The organism is Streptomyces sp. f51 (assembly GCF_037940415.1).
Classification (GTDB): Bacteria; Actinomycetota; Actinomycetes; order Streptomycetales; family Streptomycetaceae; genus Streptomyces.
This window is the reverse complement of the sequence record NZ_CP149798.1, coordinates 3,070,545-3,088,632: the sequence shown is the minus strand read 5'-3', so window position 1 is coordinate 3,088,632 and position 18,088 is coordinate 3,070,545. Positions and strand designations below refer to the sequence as shown.

The window sequence follows — 18,088 nt, the reverse complement described above, 5'->3', positions numbered from 1 at the left end:
GTCGCGCCAGCTCTGCGTCAGGCAGAGTTGGTTCGATCAAGGTGTGCGTTCATCGTACAGCGGGTGGGCCCGGAGCCGGGCCTGTGAAAAAGAGCACGCCGCGGTCGCACGCCTGTGAATGCGCCCCATTCTCCCGCGTTCGTGTTCGAAGTCGTGTAAGAACGTCCCGGCCCGGTCACAGCCCTGTTCGGTGCTGTGTCCGGTGTTCCGCCCCGCCGTCACCGACGCCCAGCCAGTCGGCGAGCTTGCCGCCCTGGCCCACCGCGCGAAGCCGCCGCTCGGTCGCGTCGCGGACCGGGTCCGTCGCCACGACCAGCAGTTCGTCGCCGAGCCGCAGCACCGTCGTCGGCGCGGGCACGAAGGACTTCGCCTCGCGGACGACGAGCGTGACGGCCGCGCCCGGAGGCAGCCGCAGCTCGCCCACCTCGACGCCGTGCATCCGGGACCCCTTGGGGATCGCGACGGACAGCAGATGGCCGCGCAGCCGCTCCAGGGGCGCCGACTCGATGCCGAGGTCGGCGGCGCCGGTGGACTCCCCGAGACGGAGCTTGCGGGCCAGCCACGGCAGGGTCGGCCCCTGGATGAGGGTGTAGACGACGACCAGGACGAAGACGATGTTGAAGATCCGCCTGCTCTCCTCGATGCCGCTCACCATCGGGATCGTCGCCAGGATGATGGGCACGGCGCCGCGCAGCCCCGCCCAGGACAGCAGCACCTGCTCCTGCCACGGGATGCGGAACGGCAGCAGGCTCGCGACCACGCTCAGCGGCCGCGCCACCATCGTCAGCACCAGGCCGATGAGCAGGGCCGGGACGATGTCGTCGCCCATCTCGTGCGGGGTGACCAGCAGGCCGAGCAGCACGAACATGCCGATCTGGGCGATCCAGCCGAGCCCCTCGGCGAAGCCGCGGGTGGCGGGCCAGTGGGGCAGCTTCGCGTTTCCGAGCACCATGGAGGCGAGGTAGACGGCGAGGAAGCCGCTGCCGTGGGCGAGCGCGCCGGCGGCGTAGGCCGAGACGGCGATCGCCATGACGGCGATGGGGTACAGGCCGGAGGCGGGCAGTGCCACGTGCCGCAGTCCGTACGCGCCCAGCCAGCCGACCGCGAGACCTATGGCGGCGCCGATGGTCAGCTCCAGCGCTATCTCGCCGATCAGCGTGTACCAGTGCTCCACCGGGCCGGCCGTGGAGAACGCGACGACCAGGATGACCACCGGGGCGTCGTTGAAGCCCGACTCGGCCTCCAGGATGCCCGTCACGCGCGAGGGCAGGGGGATCTTGCGCAGCACCGAGAAGACCGCCGCCGCGTCCGTCGACGAGACGACCGCCCCGACGATGAGCGCCTGGCGCCATTCGAGACCGATCAGGAGGTGCGCGGCCGCGGCCGTGACACCCACGCTCACCGCCACACCCACCGTCGCCAGCGCGGAGGCCGCCGGCAGGGCGGGTCTGATCTCCCTCCACTTCGTGCCGAGGCCGCCCTCGGCCAGGATCACGACCAGGGCCGCGTACCCGATGACCTGGGTGAGCTCGGCATTGCTGAAGTGGACGTCGCCGATCCCGTCCTGGCCGATCGCGACGCCGATGCCCAGGTAGACGAGCAGCGTGGGAAGCCCGCTGCGCGAGGAGATCCGGACCGCCGCGACCGCGAAGAGCAGGACGAGCGAGCACACGAGCAGGAGCTGGTTGAGGTGGTGGACAGTCAGGGGCTGTTCCTTTCTCGCCGATCCGGTCCGCCGGGGGCGGCGTACGGATCCCAGCACCGGAAGCCGGCCACTTCAGTGCAAGTACTTCGTTACCTTACCTAACTCTTGACGCTTTCTTGACGTTCCCGGGGGCAAGATCGAACGGCCGTGCTTCCCGGTTTCCCACTCCGCGTCAAGGCGCGGTTGGCCCTGCGCCTATGGTTGCCCCAGCACTCCGTGACCGCCTGCCGCTCGCGTTAGGACAGCAAGGACAGCGATGCCCCCCAACACCACCGCCTCTTCCGGCCAGCAGCCCGGCAAGTCCGGCAGGAAGAAGGGGCGCAAAGCCCGACTGTTCTTGATTGTCCTGGTTCTCGCCATCATCGGAGGCATCGCCTTCGGCGCGTACTGGAGCGTCAGCACGGTGCGCGCCTCCTTCCCGCAGACGAAGGGCTCCATCCGGCTCGACGGCCTGTCGGGGCCCGTGACCGTGCAGCGCGACGGCAACGGGATCCCCCAGATCTACGCCTCGTCCGACGCGGACCTGTTCATGGCCCAGGGCTTCGTCCAGGCGCAGGACCGGTTCTACGAGATGGACGTGCGCCGTCACATGACCTCGGGCCGGCTGTCCGAGATGTTCGGCTCGGGCCAGGTCAAGAACGACGAGTTCCTGCGCACGCTGGCCTGGGGCCGGATCGCGAAGAAGGAGTACGACACCAAGCTGTCGGCCTCCACGAAGAAGTACCTCCAGGCCTACTCCGAGGGTGTCAACGCCTACCTCAAGGGCAAGAGCGGCAAGGACGTCTCCCTGGAGTACGCCGCGCTCGGCTTCACCAACGACTACAAGCCGACCCAGTGGACCCCGGTCGACTCGGTGTCGTGGCTCAAGGCGATGGCCTGGGACCTGCGCGGCAACATGCAGGAGGAGATCGACCGCTCCCTGATGACGAGCCGGCTCGGCCCGAAGCAGATCGCGGACCTGTACCCGGAGTACCCGTACAGCCGGAACAAGACGATCGTCCGCGAGGGCGCGTACGACAGCGTCACCGGGACCTACTCCTCGACCGGCTCCGCCTCGACGACCACGGCCGGCACCGGGCTCGCGGGCAACACCGCGGCGCCCACCGGGTTCCAGAGCCAGCTCTCGGGGCTCTACAAGGTCCTCGACGGCCTGCCCACCGCCGTCGGCGTGAACGGCAACGGCATCGGCTCCAACTCCTGGGTCGTCGCCGGAAGCCACACCATCACCGGCAAGCCGCTGCTGGCCAACGACCCGCACCTGTCGGCGTCGCTTCCCTCCGTCTGGTACCAGATGGGCCTGCACTGCACCGCGATCTCCGCCAAGTGCCAGTACGACGTCACCGGATACACCTTCGCGGGCATGCCCGGCGTGGTCATCGGCCACAACGCCGACATGGCCTGGGGCATGACCAACTCCGGGGTCGACGTCACCGACCTCTACCTGGAGAAGATCACCGGCGAGGGCTACGAGTACGACGGCAAGGTGCTGCCCTTCACCACCCGTAAGGAGACGATCAAGGTCGCGGGCGGGTCCGCCAAGACGATCGTCGTCCGGCAGACCCAGGACGGAATGCCGCTGCTCTCCGACCGCGACGACGAGCTCGTCCAGGTCGGCAAGAAGGCCACGGTCGACGCCGGGGCGCCCGACCGCGGTGACGGCTACGCGATAGCCCTGCGCTGGACCGCGCTGGACCCGGGCAACACCATGGACGCCGTCTTCGCGATGGACAAGGCGTCGAACTGGTCCGAGTTCCGCAAGGCCGCCGCCTCCTTCCAGGTGCCCTCCCAGAACCTGATCTACGCCGACGGCGCCGGCGCGAGCGGCAACATCGGCTACACGCTGCCCGGCAGGATCCCCACCCGCGCGAAGGGCGACGACGGCTCGCTGCCCTCGCCCGGCTGGGACTCCAAGTACCGCTGGACCGGCTACATCAAGCAGTCCGCGCTGCCGTACGAGTACAACCCCAAGCGCGGCTACATCGTGACCGCGAACCAGGCGGTGGTCGACCCCGGCAAGTACCCGTACACGCTCACGACGGACTGGGGCTACGGCACCCGCAGCCAGCGCATCACCGATCTGATCGAGGCGAAGACCAAGGGCGGCGCCAAGATCTCGACCGACGACATGCGCCAGATGCAGCTGGACAACAGCAGTGAGATCGCCAAGCTGCTCGTGCCCAGGCTGCTCAAGATCGACGTGGCCGACAAGGACGTCCGCGACGCGCAGAAGCTCCTGGAGGGCTGGGACTACACCCAGGACGCCGACTCCGCGGCCGCCGCCTACTTCAACGCCACCTGGCGCAACATCCTCAAGCTCGCCTTCGGCAACAAGCTGCCCAAGGAGCTGCGGGTCAAGGGCCAGTGCCTGTGGGTCGAGCGCGTCGACACCACCGGTCCCGCGGACGAGGGCCAGACGGTGCGCGAGTGCGGCGAGCGCGAGCCCGACCAGGCGCAGCCGGACGGCGGCGACCGCTGGTTCGAGGTGATCCGCCAGATCATCGACGACGAGCACAACGACTGGTGGAAGCTGCCCAGGACGCGCACCGAGGACGCGTCCACCAGCCGGGACAAGCTGTTCGCCCGGGCCATGACGGACGCGCGCTGGGAGCTGACCGCCAAGCTCGGCAAGGACATCGACACCTGGAACTGGGGCCGGCTGCACCGCCTGTTCCTGAAGAACCAGACGCTCGGCACCGAGGGCCCCGGCTTCCTCCAGTACATGCTCAACCGCGGCCCCTGGAACCTCAGCGGCGGCGAGGCGACGGTCAACGCGACCGGCTGGAACGCGGCGGGCGGCTACGGGGTGGTCTGGGTCCCCTCGATGCGGATGGTCGTCAACCTCGGGGACCTCGACAAGTCCAAGTGGATCAACCTCTCGGGCGCCTCGGGGCACGCCTACAGCGCGCACTACACGGACCAGACGGAGCTGTGGGCCAAGGGGGAGCTCCTGCCCTGGGCCTTCAGCAAGAAGGCCGTCGACAAGAAGACGAGCGACACTCTGGTCCTGAAGCCCTGAAGCCCCGGCGGTCGCGCCGGAACAGGTGTCTGACGCAAGAAGTGGCCCTCCACGCACGCGTGGAGGGCCACGTCGCGTCCGTGGGGAGCGCCACCTCGCGTCCGCCGCGCGTCAGCGGAAGCGGCGCACTCCGGAGGGGGTCACCGCCGCGTGGACGGGCCGGTCGTGGGCCTCGGCCGGGACCCGGTCCACCACCTCGCTGCCGTACAGGAGCACCACGAGCGCCGGATCGGCGCCCGAGCGCTCCAGACGGGCCAGTACGCGGTCGTACGAGCCGCCTCCGCGCCCGAGCCGCATCCCGCGGGCGTCGACGGCCAGGCCGGGCAGCAGAACGGCGTCGGCCTCCTGGACGGCCTCCGGCCCCAGCCGCTCGCCCGCGGGCTCCAGGAGGGCCATTCTTCCGCCGTGCCGGACCTCCACGAGGGAGTCGGGACCGGTGTACGCGCCCCAGTCCAGGTCGTTGTCGGGAAGCAGGACCGGAAGCAGGACGCGTACCCCGCGCGCGTGGAGCGCGTCGAGGAGCGCGAGCGTTCCCGGTTCGCTCCCCACGGACACGTACGCCGCCACCGTGCGGGCCCGCGCCAGTTCGGGCAGCTCCAGGGCGCGGGCGGCCAGCGCGGCGGCGGTCTCCCGCACGTCACCGGCCGTCAACCCGTTTCTCACCGACAGGAATCCCCGTCGCAACATTCGCTTGTCAGGCTCCGGTTCAGGTCCGGTGTTCGGCACAGGTGGCTCCTGTAGTTCTCTTAATCCGCTCATATGACTGTGAATTGTCCGGAGCCACAGATTCTGCACATAGCCACCGGTTATGGTTGCGGACATGACTGAGTCGCACCCCAGGATCACCAAGGCTGTCATTCCCGCGGCAGGCCTCGGCACCCGGTTCCTGCCGGCCACCAAGGCCACTCCCAAGGAGATGCTGCCGGTCGTCGACAAGCCGGCGATCCAGTACGTGGTCGAAGAGGCCGTGTCAGCGGGTCTCGACGACGTCCTGATGATCACAGGCCGCAACAAGCGCCCCCTCGAAGACCACTTCGACCGCAACTACGAGCTCGAGTCCGCCCTCCAGAAGAAGGGCGACGCGAGCCGGCTCGCCAAGGTCCAGGAGTCCAGCGACCTCGCCACCATGCACTACGTCCGCCAGGGCGACCCCAAGGGCCTCGGTCACGCCGTCCTGTGCGCTGCCCCGCACGTCGGCCGCGAACCCTTCGCGGTCCTGCTCGGCGACGACCTGATCGACCCCCGCGACCCCCTGCTGGCCCGCATGGTCGAGGTCCAGGAGCAGCACGGCGGCAGCGTCATCGCGCTCATGGAGGTCGCGCCCGAGCAGATCCACCTCTACGGATGCGCCGCCGTCGAACCCACCGGCGAGGGCGACCTGGTCAAGGTGACCGGTCTGGTCGAGAAGCCGGACACGGCGGACGCGCCGAGCAGTTACGCCGTCATCGGGCGTTACGTCCTCGACCCGCACATCTTCGACATACTGCGCAAGACCGAGCCGGGCCGCGGAGGAGAGATCCAGCTCACCGACGCACTCCAGCAGCTCGCCACGGACGAGAAGGTCGGCGGCCCCGTGCACGGCGTCGTCTTCAAGGGCCGCCGCTATGACACCGGCGACCGCGGCGACTACCTGCGTGCCATTGTCAGACTCGCATGCGAACGTGAAGACCTGGGCCCGGACTTCCGGACCTGGCTTCGCAGTTACGTAGCCGAGGAGATGTAGGGACTTTGAGCAGCGCCGCGACCCGCACCACCGGCCAGGATCACCTCTGGTCGGTGGACGACCACCTGGAGGACATCCTCACCACCGTCCGCCCCCTCGAACCCATCGAGCTCCAACTCCTCGACGCCCAGGGCTGCGTCCTGCTCGAGGACGTCACGGTGCCGGTCTCCCTGCCGCCGTTCGACAACAGCTCGATGGACGGGTACGCGGTCCGGGTCGCGGATGTGGCGGGCGCGAGCGAGGAGTTCCCGGCGGTCCTGACCGTCGTCGGCGACGTCGCGGCCGGCCAGGCCGAACAGCCCTACGTGGGGCCCGGCCAGGCCGCCCGCATCATGACCGGTGCCCCGCTGCCGCCCGGCGCCGAGGCCGTCGTCCCCGTCGAGTGGACGGACGGAGGACTCGGCGAGGGCCCGGTCTCCGGGATGCGCGCGCACAGCGCGTCGCCCGAGGGCTCCTACGGACAGGTCCACGTGCACCGCTCCGCCGAGGCACGCGCGCACGTACGCGCCAGGGGCAGCGACGTGAAGGCGGGCGACCGCGCCCTCGAAGCCGGGACCGTCCTCGGCCCGCCGCAGATCGGCCTGCTCGCCGCGATCGGCCGGGGCACCGTGCGGGTGCGCCCGCGCCCGCGCGTGGTCGTCCTGTCCACCGGCAGCGAACTCGTCCAGCCCGACGAGGAGTTGGGCACCGGCCAGATCTACGACTCCAACAGCTTCGCCCTGTGCGCGGCCGCCCGGGACGCGGGAGCCATCGCCTACCGCGTCGGCGCCGTCGCCGACGACGCCGAGACCCTCCGCTCGACCATCGAGGACCAGCTCGTCCGCGCGGACCTCGTGGTGACGACCGGCGGTGTGAGCGTCGGCGCCTACGACGTCGTCAAGGAAGCACTGTCGTCGGTCGCCGACGAGGACGAGGAGGGCGGCGGCATCGACTTCCGCACCCTCGCCATGCAGCCCGGCAAGCCCCAGGGCTTCGGCTCCATCGGCCCCGACCACACACCGCTGCTCGCGCTCCCCGGCAACCCCGTCTCCTCGTACGTCTCCTTCGAGCTCTTCGTGCGCCCCGCCATCCGCACCCTGATGGGACTGACGGACGTCCACCGGCCCACCGTCAGGGCGAAGCTCTCCGCCGACAAGGCGCTGACCTCGCCCAAGGGCCGACGCCAGTTCCTGCGCGGGACGTACGCGGACGGCGCCGTGAGGCCCGTCGGCGGCGCCGGATCCCACCTGGTCGCCGCCCTCGCGCACGCCGACGCGCTGATCGTCGTCCCCGAGCAGGACACCTCGGTCGAGCCCGGCGCCGAGGTCGAGGTGGTGCTCCTCGGCTGAGCGGGCGGGCCGGCCCGGCGCCCGCCGCGGGGCGTCCAGGTCACGCCGGGAGCGCACAGCCCCTGAGGGCGGCGTAGTGGCGGACGGGCGGGCGGTAACGTGTCGCGCACACCAGGCCCACGCGCCGCACCGCGACGGGCCCTGACCGGGAGCGCCCACGCACATGACTGTTCCGCCCCGGGGGGAGACCTCCGGACCGCCCGTGCAGAACCGGCTGACGCACATCGACGAGGCCGGCGCCGCCCGCATGGTCGACGTGTCGGGCAAGGACGTGACCGCCCGCACCGCGCGCGCGAGCGGCCGGGTCCTGGTCTCGCCGCGTGTCGTGGAGCTGCTGCGCGGCGAAGGGGTCCCCAAGGGCGACGCCCTCGCCACCGCCCGCATCGCCGGGATCATGGGGGCCAAGCGCACCCCGGACCTGATCCCGCTGTGCCACCCGTTGTCGGTGTCCGGTGTCAGGATTGACCTGTCGGTCGCGGACGACGCCGTCGAGATCCTCGCCACCGTGAAGACGACCGACCGCACGGGCGTCGAGATGGAAGCCCTCACCGCGGTCAGCGTGGCGGCCCTCACCGTGATCGACATGGTCAAGGCCGTCGACAAGGGAGCGGTCATCACGGACGTACGGGTGGAAGAGAAGACGGGCGGGAAATCGGGCGACTGGAGCCGGACATGAGCGGCGGCACCGACCTCGGCGCGGCTCTCCCGGCGGACTACAGCGCGCTCGTCGTCACGGCCTCGAACCGGGCGGCCTCCGGTGTCTACGAGGACAGGGGCGGCCCTCTGGTCGCCGCGGGCCTCGCGGAATCCGGCTTCGCGGTCGACGGACCGTGGGTCGTGCCGGACGGGGACCCCGTGGAGGAGGCACTGCGCGCCGGGATCGAGGCGGGCTACGACCTCATCGTCACCACCGGCGGCACGGGGATCTCACCCACCGACCGCACCCCCGAGGCGACCCTGCGCGTGCTCGACCGCGAGATCCCCGGAATCCCCGAGGCCATCAGGGCGTTCGGCAGGGACAAGGTCCCCACCGCGGCGCTCTCGCGAGGACTCGCCGGAGTCGCCGCGGGGACGCTGATCGTCAACCTGCCGGGTTCCACCGGCGGGGTCAGGGACGGCCTCGCCGTTCTCGAACCCCTCCTGACCCACGCCGTCGACCAGATCCGCGGCGGCGACCACCAGAGACCCGACGGCACCGGGGGTGCGAGCTGAACAGCCCGTCCTGGCCGGTCGAGCTGGTGGACGGCGATGTCGTCCTCCGGCCGATAAGGCTGCGCGACCAGCGGGCCTGGCGCGAGGTGAACCGGCGCAACCGTGACTGGCTGCGGCCCTGGGAGGCGACCATCCCGCCCCCCACGCCCAGCGGTCCGATCGCGCACCGGCCGACGTACCGGCAGATGGTCCGCCATCTGCGGGCCGAGGCCAACGCGGGCAGGATGCTGCCCTTCGTGATCGAGTACCAGGGCCGGCTCGTCGGTCAGCTCACCGTGGCCGGGATCACCTGGGGTTCGATGTGCTCCGGGCACATCGGCTACTGGGTGGACCAGTCGGTGGCGGGCCGCGGCGTGATGCCGACGGCCGTGGCGCTCGTGAGCGACCACTGCTTCCGCACGGTCGGACTGCACCGCATCGAAGTCTGTATTCGCCCCGAGAACGGGCCGAGCCGCAGGGTCGTGGAGAAACTCGGATTCCGGGAAGAGGGCCTGCGCCCGCGCTATCTCCACATCGACGGTGCCTGGCGGGACCATCTCGTGTTCGCGCTCACCGCGGAGGAAGTCCCCGAGGGGCTGCTCGCGCGCTGGCAGCGCAGGCGCTCGGCGCAGGGCCGCCCGGATCAGGCGGGATCGGATCAGGTGGGTCCCGAAGGGGCCGGCCGGCAGAACCGGGGCAAGCCCGGTAGCGCCGGAAAATGAAATAGGTGTTCGAAAATGATCGGCGGGCGATCGCGTCACGGCATTAAATTCGCGCTCGCGGTGGCCTGCTGATCGCATCGGTCACAAAAAAAGGTCGAAATATCAGCCGGATCGTGCGACACACCGGCTCAATTGGCAGATGGCCTCACACAAACCCCTCTACCGTGTGAGGCGTGAGCAGCAGCGGCCTCATCTACGCAGTCATTGTCGGGGCCTGGGCCGCCTACTTGGTGCCGATGTGGCTCCGTAGGCAGGACGAGCTGAACGAAGCCCGTCCGACGGAACGCTTCAGCACCGCCATCCGGCTGCTGTCCGGACGGGCGGGCATGGAGCGTCGATACGCCAAGGACCTGCGCGCACGCTCCGCCGAGGAGGAGGAGCCCAGCGCCGACCCGGACGGCGTCACCGATTCGGTGGACGTCCGGGCCTTCGCCGTATCCCCGAACCGGCCCCAGGCGACGGACCGGCACCGTTCCCACGCACAGGAACGGGTGCAGGTGCCGGAACCGGCCCAGGGGGAACCGGAGCCGGGCGCACGCCCGGCCGGCAAGGAGAGCGGCGGGTACGAGACCTCGGGCGGCGCCCGGTCCTCCGTACCGCACCAGGCGGGCACTTCCGCCCCGAGACCTCCGGCCAAGTCCGCGCCCCAGCAGGCCGCGCCGTCCACGCCCGGCGCGCGCCGGGCGGTTTCGGCGGAGGCCGCGGCGCGGGCCCGGCGCACCAAGGTCCTCGCGCGCCGTCGGCGCACCACGGTCCTGCTGTTCCTCGCCTTCACCCTCGGCGCGATCGTGGCGGCGGTGGGCGGGCTCACGCTCCTGTGGGCGCCCGCGGTGCCGGCCTTGATGCTGAGCTCGTACATCGTGCATCTGCGGGTCCAGGAGCGGCGGCGCTTCACCTACACCATGGACCGCCGCCGGGCCGAGGCCGCCGCGCAGCGGCTCCGGGAGCGCCAGCCCCGCCGACGGCCGTCCGTCGACCCCGTCGCGGACGAACCGGAGGAGGGCGCGGTCCCCGACACCGACCCCGGCCTGCTCGCGCTGGCCGCCGACCGGCGCGCCCTCGTCGAGCAGACCGACCACGCCGAGTGGGTCGACCAGCAGCGCGAGCGCCAGTGCGGGCCCGCGCAGGGGGACAGCTGGGACCCGGTGCCGGTTCCCCTGCCGACCTATGTGACCGCGCCGGTCGCGCCCCGGGCGACGTCCAGCGTGGATCTGGGCGCCCCGGACGCGTGGAGCTCCGCGCGTTCCAGCGCGGCCGAGCCGAGCGCGCACGAGGCGGAGCCGGCCGGCCAGGACCTCGCCGAGGACCCCGACGGCGCCGGGGCTGCGGACGATCCGCGCAGCGACGCCAGGCGCGCGGCCTCGGCACGGCGAGCCCGCGAGCGGGGCCGGACGCCGCTGTTCGACCAGTACGAGGACGGCGAACGGCCGCGCGCGGCCAACGAGTGACGGGTGGGGCGTCAGGGGTTCGGGGCTGTCCGGCTGACCAGGCAGGAAGGGATTACCGAGCACCTCGATCGGGATGCTAGAGTTTCACTCGTTGCAAGGGCCTGTGGCGCAGTCTGGTAGCGCACCTCGTTCGCATCGAGGGGGTCTGGGGTTCAAATCCCCACAGGTCCACCGCAGCAAAGAGGCCCGTTCCCATCAGTGGGAGCGGGCCTCTTGCCATGTCCGGGGGCCGGAAGCGGCAACTCCCGCCGGTGGCCCCGGGACTGGCGGTCCCTCGGTCAGCGCGCGACGGCGATGGACCAGCGGACGCCGGACGTGGCCGTCACGGTCACCGTCGCGTGGGCGTGGGCGGCGCCGTGCGGCCGGTCCAGGGTGTTGAGGACGCCGGTGACCTTTCCGGCGGTGCAGGTGACCGGGAAGCTCATGGCGGGCTGGTCCAAGGAGACCTTCAGCGTTCCCCGGCCCACGCAGTTCACGGCGATCGACAGTGATCCGGGCCCGACTCCCCCCGGTACGTCCAGCTCCTCGCCGCCGTGGACGTTCACGGCCCGCGCGACGACCTTGTGGCCGGGCAGGTCCGGAGCCCTGGTGACCGAGTCGCCGGGCAGGGTCCGGGTGCGGTCGGAGGCGGGCGACTCCTTCGCGGGGGGCGCCGCGGCCGACGGCGATCTGTGGACCGACGGCGCGGACGCGGTGGCCGGCGCGGAGCCGCTTGCGCCGGCCGTGCAGCCGGTCAGGGCCAGCGCGGCGGCGGCCAGCCCGGCCACCGCCGTCGTTCCGGTCCATGCGGAGGAAAGGGTTCGGGTCGTGGACATCGGTTCGGCCTCCGGGTGCTCGGTCTGCCGGGGCCGTGCCGGATGGACACCGCCCCGGTGACTAGAGGGCCTTGGCGTAGCAGAGGCTCAGTTCGTGGAAGCGGTAGTAGCCGAATTTCGGGCACGGTTCGTAGCCGCTGGACGCGTAGAGGGCCACCGCCTCGGGCTGCTTGGAGCCCGTCTCCAGGACCATGCGGGTACGGCCGGCCGCGCGGGCGTCGTCCTCCAGCGCGGCCAGCATGCGCCGCGCGAGGCCGAGACCGCGGGCCTCGGGGACCACGTACATGCGCTTGAGCTCGGCGTCTCCGTCCGAGTAGCCCTCGTCGTTCTCTTCCTGCGTGCGCCAACCACCCGTGGCCACCGGGCGGTCCCGCTCGTCGTACGCGATCAGATAGAGACCGAGCGGCGGCGCGAACATCCGCGCGTCCAGGTGCGTGGCGTCGCCGCCGTCGCCGTAACGCTCGGCGTATTCGGCCTGAACCTGATCATTGAGTTTCACGGCGTCGGGATGGTCGAAGGCGACCGGGCGGAAATTCATGCGTAATACCGTACATCTATGCGACAGCGGAATGGGCGGGCGGACGAGGTCCGCGGCCGGCCGCGCCGATGGAGATCGACTTCTGGACGGCCGGACGGATTAAGTATCGTGCCCGGGTGCTGACTGTGACCTCTGTGAATGTGAACGGGCTCCGCGCCGCCGCGAAGAAGGGTTTCGTGGAGTGGCTCGCGGAGACCTCCGCGGACGTCCTGTGCCTCCAGGAGGTGCGGGCGGAGCCCGGGCAGCTCCCGGAGGAGGTGCGAGCACCCGAGGGGTGGCACGTCGTGCACGCCCCCGCCGCCGCCAAGGGCCGCGCGGGTGTGTCCCTTTACACACGCCGGGAGCCCGACAGCGTCCGGATCGGCTTCGGGTCCGAGGAGTTCGACTCCTCCGGGCGGTACGTCGAGGCGGACCTGCCCGGTGTCACCGTCGCGAGCCTGTACCTGCCCTCGGGCGAGGTCGGCACGGAGCGGCAGGACGAGAAGGTCCGGTTCATGGACGAGTTCCTCACCCATCTCAAGGGGCTGAGGGAGCGGGCCGCCGCCGACGGACGCGAGGTCGTCGTCTGCGGCGACTGGAACATCGCCCACCAGGAGGCCGACCTCAAGAACTGGCGCGCCAACCGGAAGAACTCCGGCTTCCTGCCCGAGGAACGGGACTGGCTCGGCCGCGTCCTCGACACCGGGGACGGCGGCTACGTCGACGTCGTACGAGCCCTGCACCCGGACACGGAGGGCCCGTACACGTGGTGGTCGTACCGGGGGCGGGCCTTCGACAACGATTCAGGTTGGAGAATCGACCTTCAGGTCGGCACGCCCGGACTCGCCGGCAAGGCGGTGAAGGGCTTCGTCGAGCGCGCGGCGACCCATGAGGAGCGCTGGTCCGACCACGCGCCGGTCACGGTGGTCTACGAGCTCTGAGCGGCCTCGTCGCGTCCCTCGGGCCGGATGTCCCGGCCCCCGCGCGGGTCGCGGTGCTTGCGCAGGCGGCGGTCCATCGCCATCGACAGTTCCGCTTCGACCACGCTCTTCGCCAGGGGGCGCAGACGTTGGAGGTCGTCGGGGGTGCGGTCCTCGGTGAGGACCAGGGTGGTGAAGAGTTCGGCCAGGGCCTCGGTGTGCTCGCGTACGCGGCGGGCCGCCGTCAGGACGTCGGCCAGGGGGATGCCCTCGCGGACCAGGGCGGCCGAGACGTCGAGCAGACGGCGGCTGACGTGCACGATCTCGCCGCCGTCCGTGCCGAGATAGCCGAGGTCGAGCGCGGCCGCGAGGTTCTCGCCGGTCGCCTGGCCCGCGAAGACGTCGGCCAGTTCCTCGGGGGAGAGGCGGACCGGGGTCTCCTCGGTGGGCTCGCCGAGGCCGAGCAGTTCGCCGACGTCGCGGCCGTGGTCGAAGGCCTCGGCGAGTTCCGCGATGCCGTTCAGGGTGTGGCCGCGCTCCAGCAGCGCCGAGATGGTGCGCAGCCGGGCCAGATGGGTGTCGTCGTACCAGGCGATACGGCCCTCGCGCCGGGGCGGGGGTATGAGTTTGCGTTCCCGGTAGAAGCGCAGGGTGCGCACGGTGATCCCGGCCTCCTCGGCCAGTTCCTCCATGCGGTACTCGCGACGGCCGCCGGAGTTCGACGTCTCCGCGTTCCCTTCGCGCGTCTCCGCGCCGCGCTTTCCTGATCCCTCGGCCACGTCCGCACCCTACGTCGTACCCCCGGTAACTTTCCCGGTCGCGACCCCTACCCATGAGTACGAAGCTGCTCTACCCTCCCGATTGTGCCAGTGTTCACTGGCAGGGTCGTGCGGATCAGGGAGGCGTCGGGATGACCGAGCACGAGCATGTACGGGTGGCGGTGATCGGATCCGGTTTCGGCGGGCTGGGCGCAGCCGTGCGGCTGCGACGCGAGGGGATCACCGACTTCGTGGTCCTGGAACGGGCCGGCGGCGTCGGCGGCACCTGGCGCGACAACAGCTATCCCGGGTGCGCCTGCGACGTCCCCTCGCACCTGTACTCGTTCTCCTTCGCGCCCAACCCCGAATGGCCGCGCACCTTCTCCGGGCAGGAGCACATCCGCGCCTACTTGGAGCACGTGGCCGACGTCTTCCGGCTGCGCCCCCATCTGCGGTTCGACTCCGAGGTCAAGATGATGACCTGGGACACGGACAAGCTGCACTGGCGGATCGAGACGAGCGCCGGGTTCCTGACCGCGGACGTCGTGGTGTCCGCGACCGGGCCGCTCTCCGACCCCAAGATCCCGTCGGTCCCGGGCATCGAGACCTTCACCGGCGAGGTGTTCCACTCGGCCCGCTGGGACCACGACTACGACCTGCGCGGCAAGCGCGTGGCCATGATCGGCACCGGGGCCTCCGCCATCCAGATCGTGCCCGCCATCCAGCCGGACGTCTCCCGGCTGACCCTGTTCCAGCGCACCCCGCCGTGGGTGATGCCCCGGGTCGACCGGGCCATCAGCGGCGCCGAGCGGTGGCTGCACCGGCAGTTGCCCTTCACCGCGCAGGCCAGGCGCGGACTGCTCTGGGGCATCCGGGAGCTCCAGGTGCAGGCGTTCACCAAGCGGCCCGACGAACTCGGCCTGGTCGAACGGCTGGCCAAGCGGAACATCGCGCGGGCCGTCAAGGACCCGGAGCTGCGCGCGAAGCTGACCCCCGACTACCGGATCGGCTGCAAGCGCATCCTGCTCTCGAACACCTACTACCCGGCGCTGACCCGGCCGAATGTGGACGTGGTGGCCTCCGGACTAGCCGAGATCGACGGCTCCACGCTGATCGCCGCGGACGGCACCCGGGCCGAGGCCGACGCGATCGTCTTCGGGACCGGCTTCCACGTCACCGACATGCCGATCGCCGAGCGGGTCGTCGGCGCGGACGGCAGGACGCTCGCCCAGGCGTGGGAGACCGGCATGAAGTCGCTGCGCGGCGCCACCGCGGCCGGTTTCCCCAACTGGATGACGATCATCGGTCCGAACACCGGGCTCGGGAACTCCTCGATGATCCTGATGATCGAGTCCCAGCTGAACTACATGGCGGACTTCGTACGGCAGCTGGACGTCCTCGGCGGCCGGGTGGCCCTCGACGCCCGCCCCGCGGCCGTCGACGCCTGGAACCACCGGGTCCAGGAACGCATGAAGCGCACGGTGTGGAACACCGGCGGCTGCTCCAGCTGGTATCTGGACGCCAACGGCGTCAACACGACCGTGTGGCCCGGCACGACGACCGAGTTCCGGGGCGCGACGCGACGCGTCGACCTGGGGGAGTACGACGTGCTGCGCGCGGCGCGACCCGCATCCGGGGAGACGCCGGAGGACGCGCCCGAGCCGCGCACGAAGAGCACCCGCACCAGGAAGGTGGAGGCAGAAGCGTGAGCCGACCGACGTACGAGGCGCACGAGGCGTACGCGCATCCCGTGCCCGCCCGGGAACTGATCGCGCACTCCGCCGACGGCGCCCGGCTGCATGTCGAGGTGCACGGCCCCGAGGACGCGCCCCCCGTCGTGCTCGCGCACGGCTGGACCTGTTCGACCGCCTTCTGGGCGGCCCAGATCCGGGACCTCGCCGCCGACCACCGGGTCATCGCCTACGACCAGCGCGGGCACGGACGCAGTCCCGCGAGTGACGCGTGCAGCACCGAGGCGCTCGCCGACGACCTGGAGGCGGTGCTCGCGGCGACCCTCGCACCGGGCGAGAAGGCCGTGTTCGCGGGCCACTCCATGGGCGGGATGACGCTGATGGCGGCCTCGGCGCGACCGCGGTTCCGCGAACACGCGGCGGCGGCGCTGCTGTGCAGCACGGGGAGCACACGGCTGGTCGAGGAGTCGCGGGTGCTGCCCTGGCGCGCCGGACGGCTGCGGACGCGGCTGACCGGCGCCGTGCTCGGCTCGCGCGCGCCGCTCGGGCCCGTCACGCCCGTCGCCCGGTGGATCCTCAAGTACGCGACCATGGGCCCCGGTTCGTCCCCCGCCATGGTGGCGGCGTGCGCGCGGATCGTGCACGCCTGTCCGCGGGGTGTGCGCCACGCCTGGTCGGCCGTGCTCTCCACCCTCGATCTCGACGCGGGAGTACGGGAGTTGAGGGTGCCGACCGCGGTGATCGCGGGCAGTGTGGACCGCATGACGCCGGTCGTGCACGCGCGCGCCCTCGTGGCGGCGCTGCCGAACTGTGTCGGCAGCACCGAGCTGCCGGGCCTCGGGCACATGACCCCGGTGGAGGCGCCGGAACTGGTGACCGCCCGGATCAGGGAACTCGTCGCCACGTACGCCGTGAAGACCGCGGAAGCCGAGCGGATCGCAGAGATCAAGGAGGGCGCATGAGCAAGGTCAGCCTGGAGGGGCAGGTCGCCGTCGTCACGGGGGCCGCACGGGGTGTCGGTGAGCTCCTCGCGCGCAAGCTCTCCGCGCGGGGGGCGAAGGTCGCGCTGGTCGGACTGGAGGCCGAGGAGCTGAAGCGGGTCTCGGAGCGGCTGCGCGGCGAGAGCGACCACTGGTACGCCGACGTCACCGACCACGAGGCGATGGCGCGGGTCGCGCAGGAGGTCGAGCGGCGCTTCGGGAAGGTGGACATCGTCGTCGCGAACGCCGGTGTCGCGAGCGGCGGGCCCTTCGTGGACTCCGACCCGGTCGCCTGGCGGCGGGTGATCGAGGTGAACCTGATCGGATCGGCCGTCACCGCACGGGCGTTCCTGCCGGCGCTGACGGCGAGCCGGGGCTATCTGCTCCAGATCGCGTCGCTCGCCGCCATCACTCCCGCCCCCATGATGTCGGCCTACTGCGCCTCCAAGTCCGGTGTGGAGGCGTTCGCGCACTGTCTGCGCGCCGAGGTCGGTCACAAGGGGGTGCGCGTCGGCGTCGGGTATCTGTCCTGGACCGACACGGACATGGTCCGGGGGGCCGATCAGGACGACGTGATGCGGGAGTTGAGGCAGCGGCTGCCGTGGCCGTCCAACAAGACGTATCCGCTGGGACCGGCCGTCGACCGGATCGTGGCCGGGATCGAGCGCCGCTCCGTTCACGTGTACGCGCAGGGGTGGCTGCGCGGGATGCAGGGGATCCGGGGGTATCTGCCGGGGATCATCGGGTCGGTCGGGCAGCGCGAGATGCGGCGGTTCGAACCGCGCCTCGGCGGTGTGGGCACCGGGCTGGTCGGGGCGGGCGGGGCGGCCGACGAGCAGGAGCGGAAGTCGCCGGCTCCGTGAGGAAGCCGGGGGCCGACCGGGGGTGACGGGGGTGCCGTGGGGGGTGTTCCGGGGAGGTTCCCGGTGCCTCCCACCGGCGTGTCTCACGGTGAGTGACTGACCGAAATGCGTGCTGTGTCCGTGCGTGTCAATCTGGTCGAGGCCCGCACAACCGCCCTTGTACGCAAGGGAGGTCGAGGGCCGAACCTCTCACCCGCAACAGGAGTGAACATGAGCATGCAGGACCAGTTCAAGGACAAGGCCGAGCGGATGAAGCAGCAGCCCGGCAAGAAGAAGACGCGTCCGGAAGGCCGCCAGGACGAGGCGAACCGACGCGCCCCGGCCGGCCGTGACCACGCGATGCCGGAGGCCGAGCGCGCTCAGCACGAGGCCCAGGACCGCTTCGACCAGGACTACGACGCCTGACCGACG

The 18,088-nt window shown here is 71.2% G+C and carries 17 protein-coding genes and 1 tRNA gene; 13 read left to right on the top strand and 5 right to left on the bottom strand.

Features of this window, described 5'->3' with window-relative positions; all coding sequences use genetic code 11:
- Positions 1–175: 175 nt before the first annotated feature.
- Positions 176–1,762: a potassium/proton antiporter gene (locus tag WJM95_RS13480; RefSeq protein WP_339129891.1), complete on the bottom strand. Its 1,587-nt coding sequence runs from the start codon at positions 1,760–1,762 to the stop codon at positions 176–178.
- 199 nt (positions 1,763–1,961) lie between these two features.
- Here WJM95_RS13480 and WJM95_RS13475 point away from each other — a divergent pair, with 199 nt between their 5' ends.
- Positions 1,962–4,721 (top strand): penicillin acylase family protein, encoded by a 2,760-nt coding sequence (locus WJM95_RS13475; RefSeq protein ID WP_339129890.1) that lies wholly within the window; start codon positions 1,962–1,964, stop codon positions 4,719–4,721.
- Between the two features lie 111 nt (positions 4,722–4,832).
- On the opposite strand, the gene WJM95_RS13470 is transcribed toward WJM95_RS13475, so the two are convergent.
- Positions 4,833–5,408 (bottom strand): 5-formyltetrahydrofolate cyclo-ligase, encoded by a 576-nt coding sequence (locus WJM95_RS13470; protein WP_339129889.1) that lies wholly within the window; start codon positions 5,406–5,408, stop codon positions 4,833–4,835.
- Positions 5,409–5,541: 133 nt separating this feature from the next.
- Between WJM95_RS13470 and galU the strand changes: the two genes are divergently transcribed.
- From galU to WJM95_RS13435, 7 genes are all read left to right on the top strand, one after another.
- On the top strand, positions 5,542–6,444 hold the full coding sequence (gene galU / locus WJM95_RS13465) for a UTP--glucose-1-phosphate uridylyltransferase GalU (protein ID WP_339129888.1): 903 nt from the start codon (positions 5,542–5,544) through the stop codon (positions 6,442–6,444).
- Between the two features lie 5 nt (positions 6,445–6,449).
- Positions 6,450–7,772 (top strand): gephyrin-like molybdotransferase Glp, encoded by a 1,323-nt coding sequence (glp, locus tag WJM95_RS13460; RefSeq protein ID WP_339129887.1) that lies wholly within the window; start codon positions 6,450–6,452, stop codon positions 7,770–7,772.
- Positions 7,773–7,935: 163 nt separating this feature from the next.
- On the top strand, positions 7,936–8,448 hold the full coding sequence (moaC, locus tag WJM95_RS13455; protein ID WP_339129886.1) for a cyclic pyranopterin monophosphate synthase MoaC: 513 nt from the start codon (positions 7,936–7,938) through the stop codon (positions 8,446–8,448).
- Positions 8,445–8,984, top strand: coding sequence for a MogA/MoaB family molybdenum cofactor biosynthesis protein (locus WJM95_RS13450; RefSeq protein ID WP_339129885.1), 540 nt, complete (start codon positions 8,445–8,447; stop codon positions 8,982–8,984). The genes moaC and WJM95_RS13450 overlap by 4 nt, the downstream gene beginning before the upstream one ends.
- A gap of 26 nt (positions 8,985–9,010) precedes the next feature.
- Complete coding sequence (locus WJM95_RS13445) at positions 9,011–9,685, top strand: GNAT family protein (RefSeq protein ID WP_339129884.1); 675 nt, start codon at positions 9,011–9,013, stop codon at positions 9,683–9,685.
- Between the two features lie 173 nt (positions 9,686–9,858).
- On the top strand, positions 9,859–11,133 hold the full coding sequence (glpR, locus tag WJM95_RS13440; protein ID WP_339129883.1) for a gephyrin-like molybdotransferase receptor GlpR: 1,275 nt from the start codon (positions 9,859–9,861) through the stop codon (positions 11,131–11,133).
- A gap of 97 nt (positions 11,134–11,230) precedes the next feature.
- Positions 11,231–11,304 (top strand) — tRNA-Ala (locus WJM95_RS13435).
- Between the two features lie 107 nt (positions 11,305–11,411).
- Here WJM95_RS13435 and WJM95_RS13430 read toward each other — a convergent pair.
- Both WJM95_RS13430 and WJM95_RS13425 read right to left on the bottom strand, forming a co-directional pair.
- Positions 11,412–11,948: a hypothetical protein gene (locus tag WJM95_RS13430; RefSeq protein WP_339129881.1), complete on the bottom strand. Its 537-nt coding sequence runs from the start codon at positions 11,946–11,948 to the stop codon at positions 11,412–11,414.
- Positions 11,949–12,009: 61 nt separating this feature from the next.
- A complete protein-coding gene (locus WJM95_RS13425) occupies positions 12,010–12,486 on the bottom strand; it encodes a GNAT family N-acetyltransferase (RefSeq protein ID WP_339129880.1) in 477 nt (158 codons plus the stop codon).
- A 116-nt stretch (positions 12,487–12,602) separates the two neighbouring features.
- Between WJM95_RS13425 and WJM95_RS13420 the strand changes: the two genes are divergently transcribed.
- Entirely contained in the window at positions 12,603–13,406 is an 804-nt protein-coding gene (locus WJM95_RS13420; RefSeq protein ID WP_339129879.1) for an exodeoxyribonuclease III, read from the top strand.
- On the opposite strand, the gene WJM95_RS13415 is transcribed toward WJM95_RS13420, so the two are convergent.
- Complete coding sequence (locus tag WJM95_RS13415; protein WP_339135539.1) at positions 13,394–14,077, bottom strand: MerR family transcriptional regulator; 684 nt, start codon at positions 14,075–14,077, stop codon at positions 13,394–13,396. The two genes, WJM95_RS13420 and WJM95_RS13415, sit on opposite strands and share 13 nt — an antisense overlap.
- A gap of 218 nt (positions 14,078–14,295) precedes the next feature.
- On the opposite strand from WJM95_RS13415, the gene WJM95_RS13410 reads away from it, so the two are divergent.
- From WJM95_RS13410 to WJM95_RS13395, 4 genes are all read left to right on the top strand, one after another.
- Complete coding sequence (locus tag WJM95_RS13410) at positions 14,296–15,852, top strand: NAD(P)/FAD-dependent oxidoreductase (protein ID WP_339129877.1); 1,557 nt, start codon at positions 14,296–14,298, stop codon at positions 15,850–15,852.
- Positions 15,849–16,796: an alpha/beta hydrolase gene (locus WJM95_RS13405; protein ID WP_339129876.1), complete on the top strand. Its 948-nt coding sequence runs from the start codon at positions 15,849–15,851 to the stop codon at positions 16,794–16,796. Before WJM95_RS13410 ends, WJM95_RS13405 begins: the two co-directional genes overlap by 4 nt.
- A complete protein-coding gene (locus WJM95_RS13400) occupies positions 16,793–17,677 on the top strand; it encodes an SDR family oxidoreductase (protein ID WP_339129875.1) in 885 nt (294 codons plus the stop codon). Before WJM95_RS13405 ends, WJM95_RS13400 begins: the two co-directional genes overlap by 4 nt.
- A gap of 210 nt (positions 17,678–17,887) precedes the next feature.
- Positions 17,888–18,082, top strand: coding sequence for a hypothetical protein (locus WJM95_RS13395; RefSeq protein ID WP_339129874.1), 195 nt, complete (start codon positions 17,888–17,890; stop codon positions 18,080–18,082).
- The last annotated feature ends 6 nt before the right edge of the window (positions 18,083–18,088 follow it).

Bases quoted from the DNA above. Each gene is read 5' to 3' on its own strand.
- WJM95_RS13475 (WP_339129890.1), top strand. From the start codon at position 1,962: ATGCCCCCCAACACCACCGCCTCTTCCGGCCAGCAGCCCGGCAAGTCC.
- WJM95_RS13470 (WP_339129889.1), bottom strand. From the start codon at position 5,408: ATGTTGCGACGGGGATTCCTGTCGGTGAGAAACGGGTTGACGGCCGGT.
- galU (WP_339129888.1), top strand. From the start codon at position 5,542: ATGACTGAGTCGCACCCCAGGATCACCAAGGCTGTCATTCCCGCGGCA.
- moaC (WP_339129886.1), top strand. From the start codon at position 7,936: ATGACTGTTCCGCCCCGGGGGGAGACCTCCGGACCGCCCGTGCAGAAC.
- WJM95_RS13450 (WP_339129885.1), top strand. From the start codon at position 8,445: ATGAGCGGCGGCACCGACCTCGGCGCGGCTCTCCCGGCGGACTACAGC.
- WJM95_RS13430 (WP_339129881.1), bottom strand. From the start codon at position 11,948: ATGTCCACGACCCGAACCCTTTCCTCCGCATGGACCGGAACGACGGCG.
- WJM95_RS13425 (WP_339129880.1), bottom strand. From the start codon at position 12,486: ATGAATTTCCGCCCGGTCGCCTTCGACCATCCCGACGCCGTGAAACTC.
- WJM95_RS13415 (WP_339135539.1), bottom strand. From the start codon at position 14,077: ATGGAGGAACTGGCCGAGGAGGCCGGGATCACCGTGCGCACCCTGCGC.
- WJM95_RS13410 (WP_339129877.1), top strand. From the start codon at position 14,296: ATGACCGAGCACGAGCATGTACGGGTGGCGGTGATCGGATCCGGTTTC.
- WJM95_RS13400 (WP_339129875.1), top strand. From the start codon at position 16,793: ATGAGCAAGGTCAGCCTGGAGGGGCAGGTCGCCGTCGTCACGGGGGCC.
- WJM95_RS13395 (WP_339129874.1), top strand. From the start codon at position 17,888: ATGAGCATGCAGGACCAGTTCAAGGACAAGGCCGAGCGGATGAAGCAG.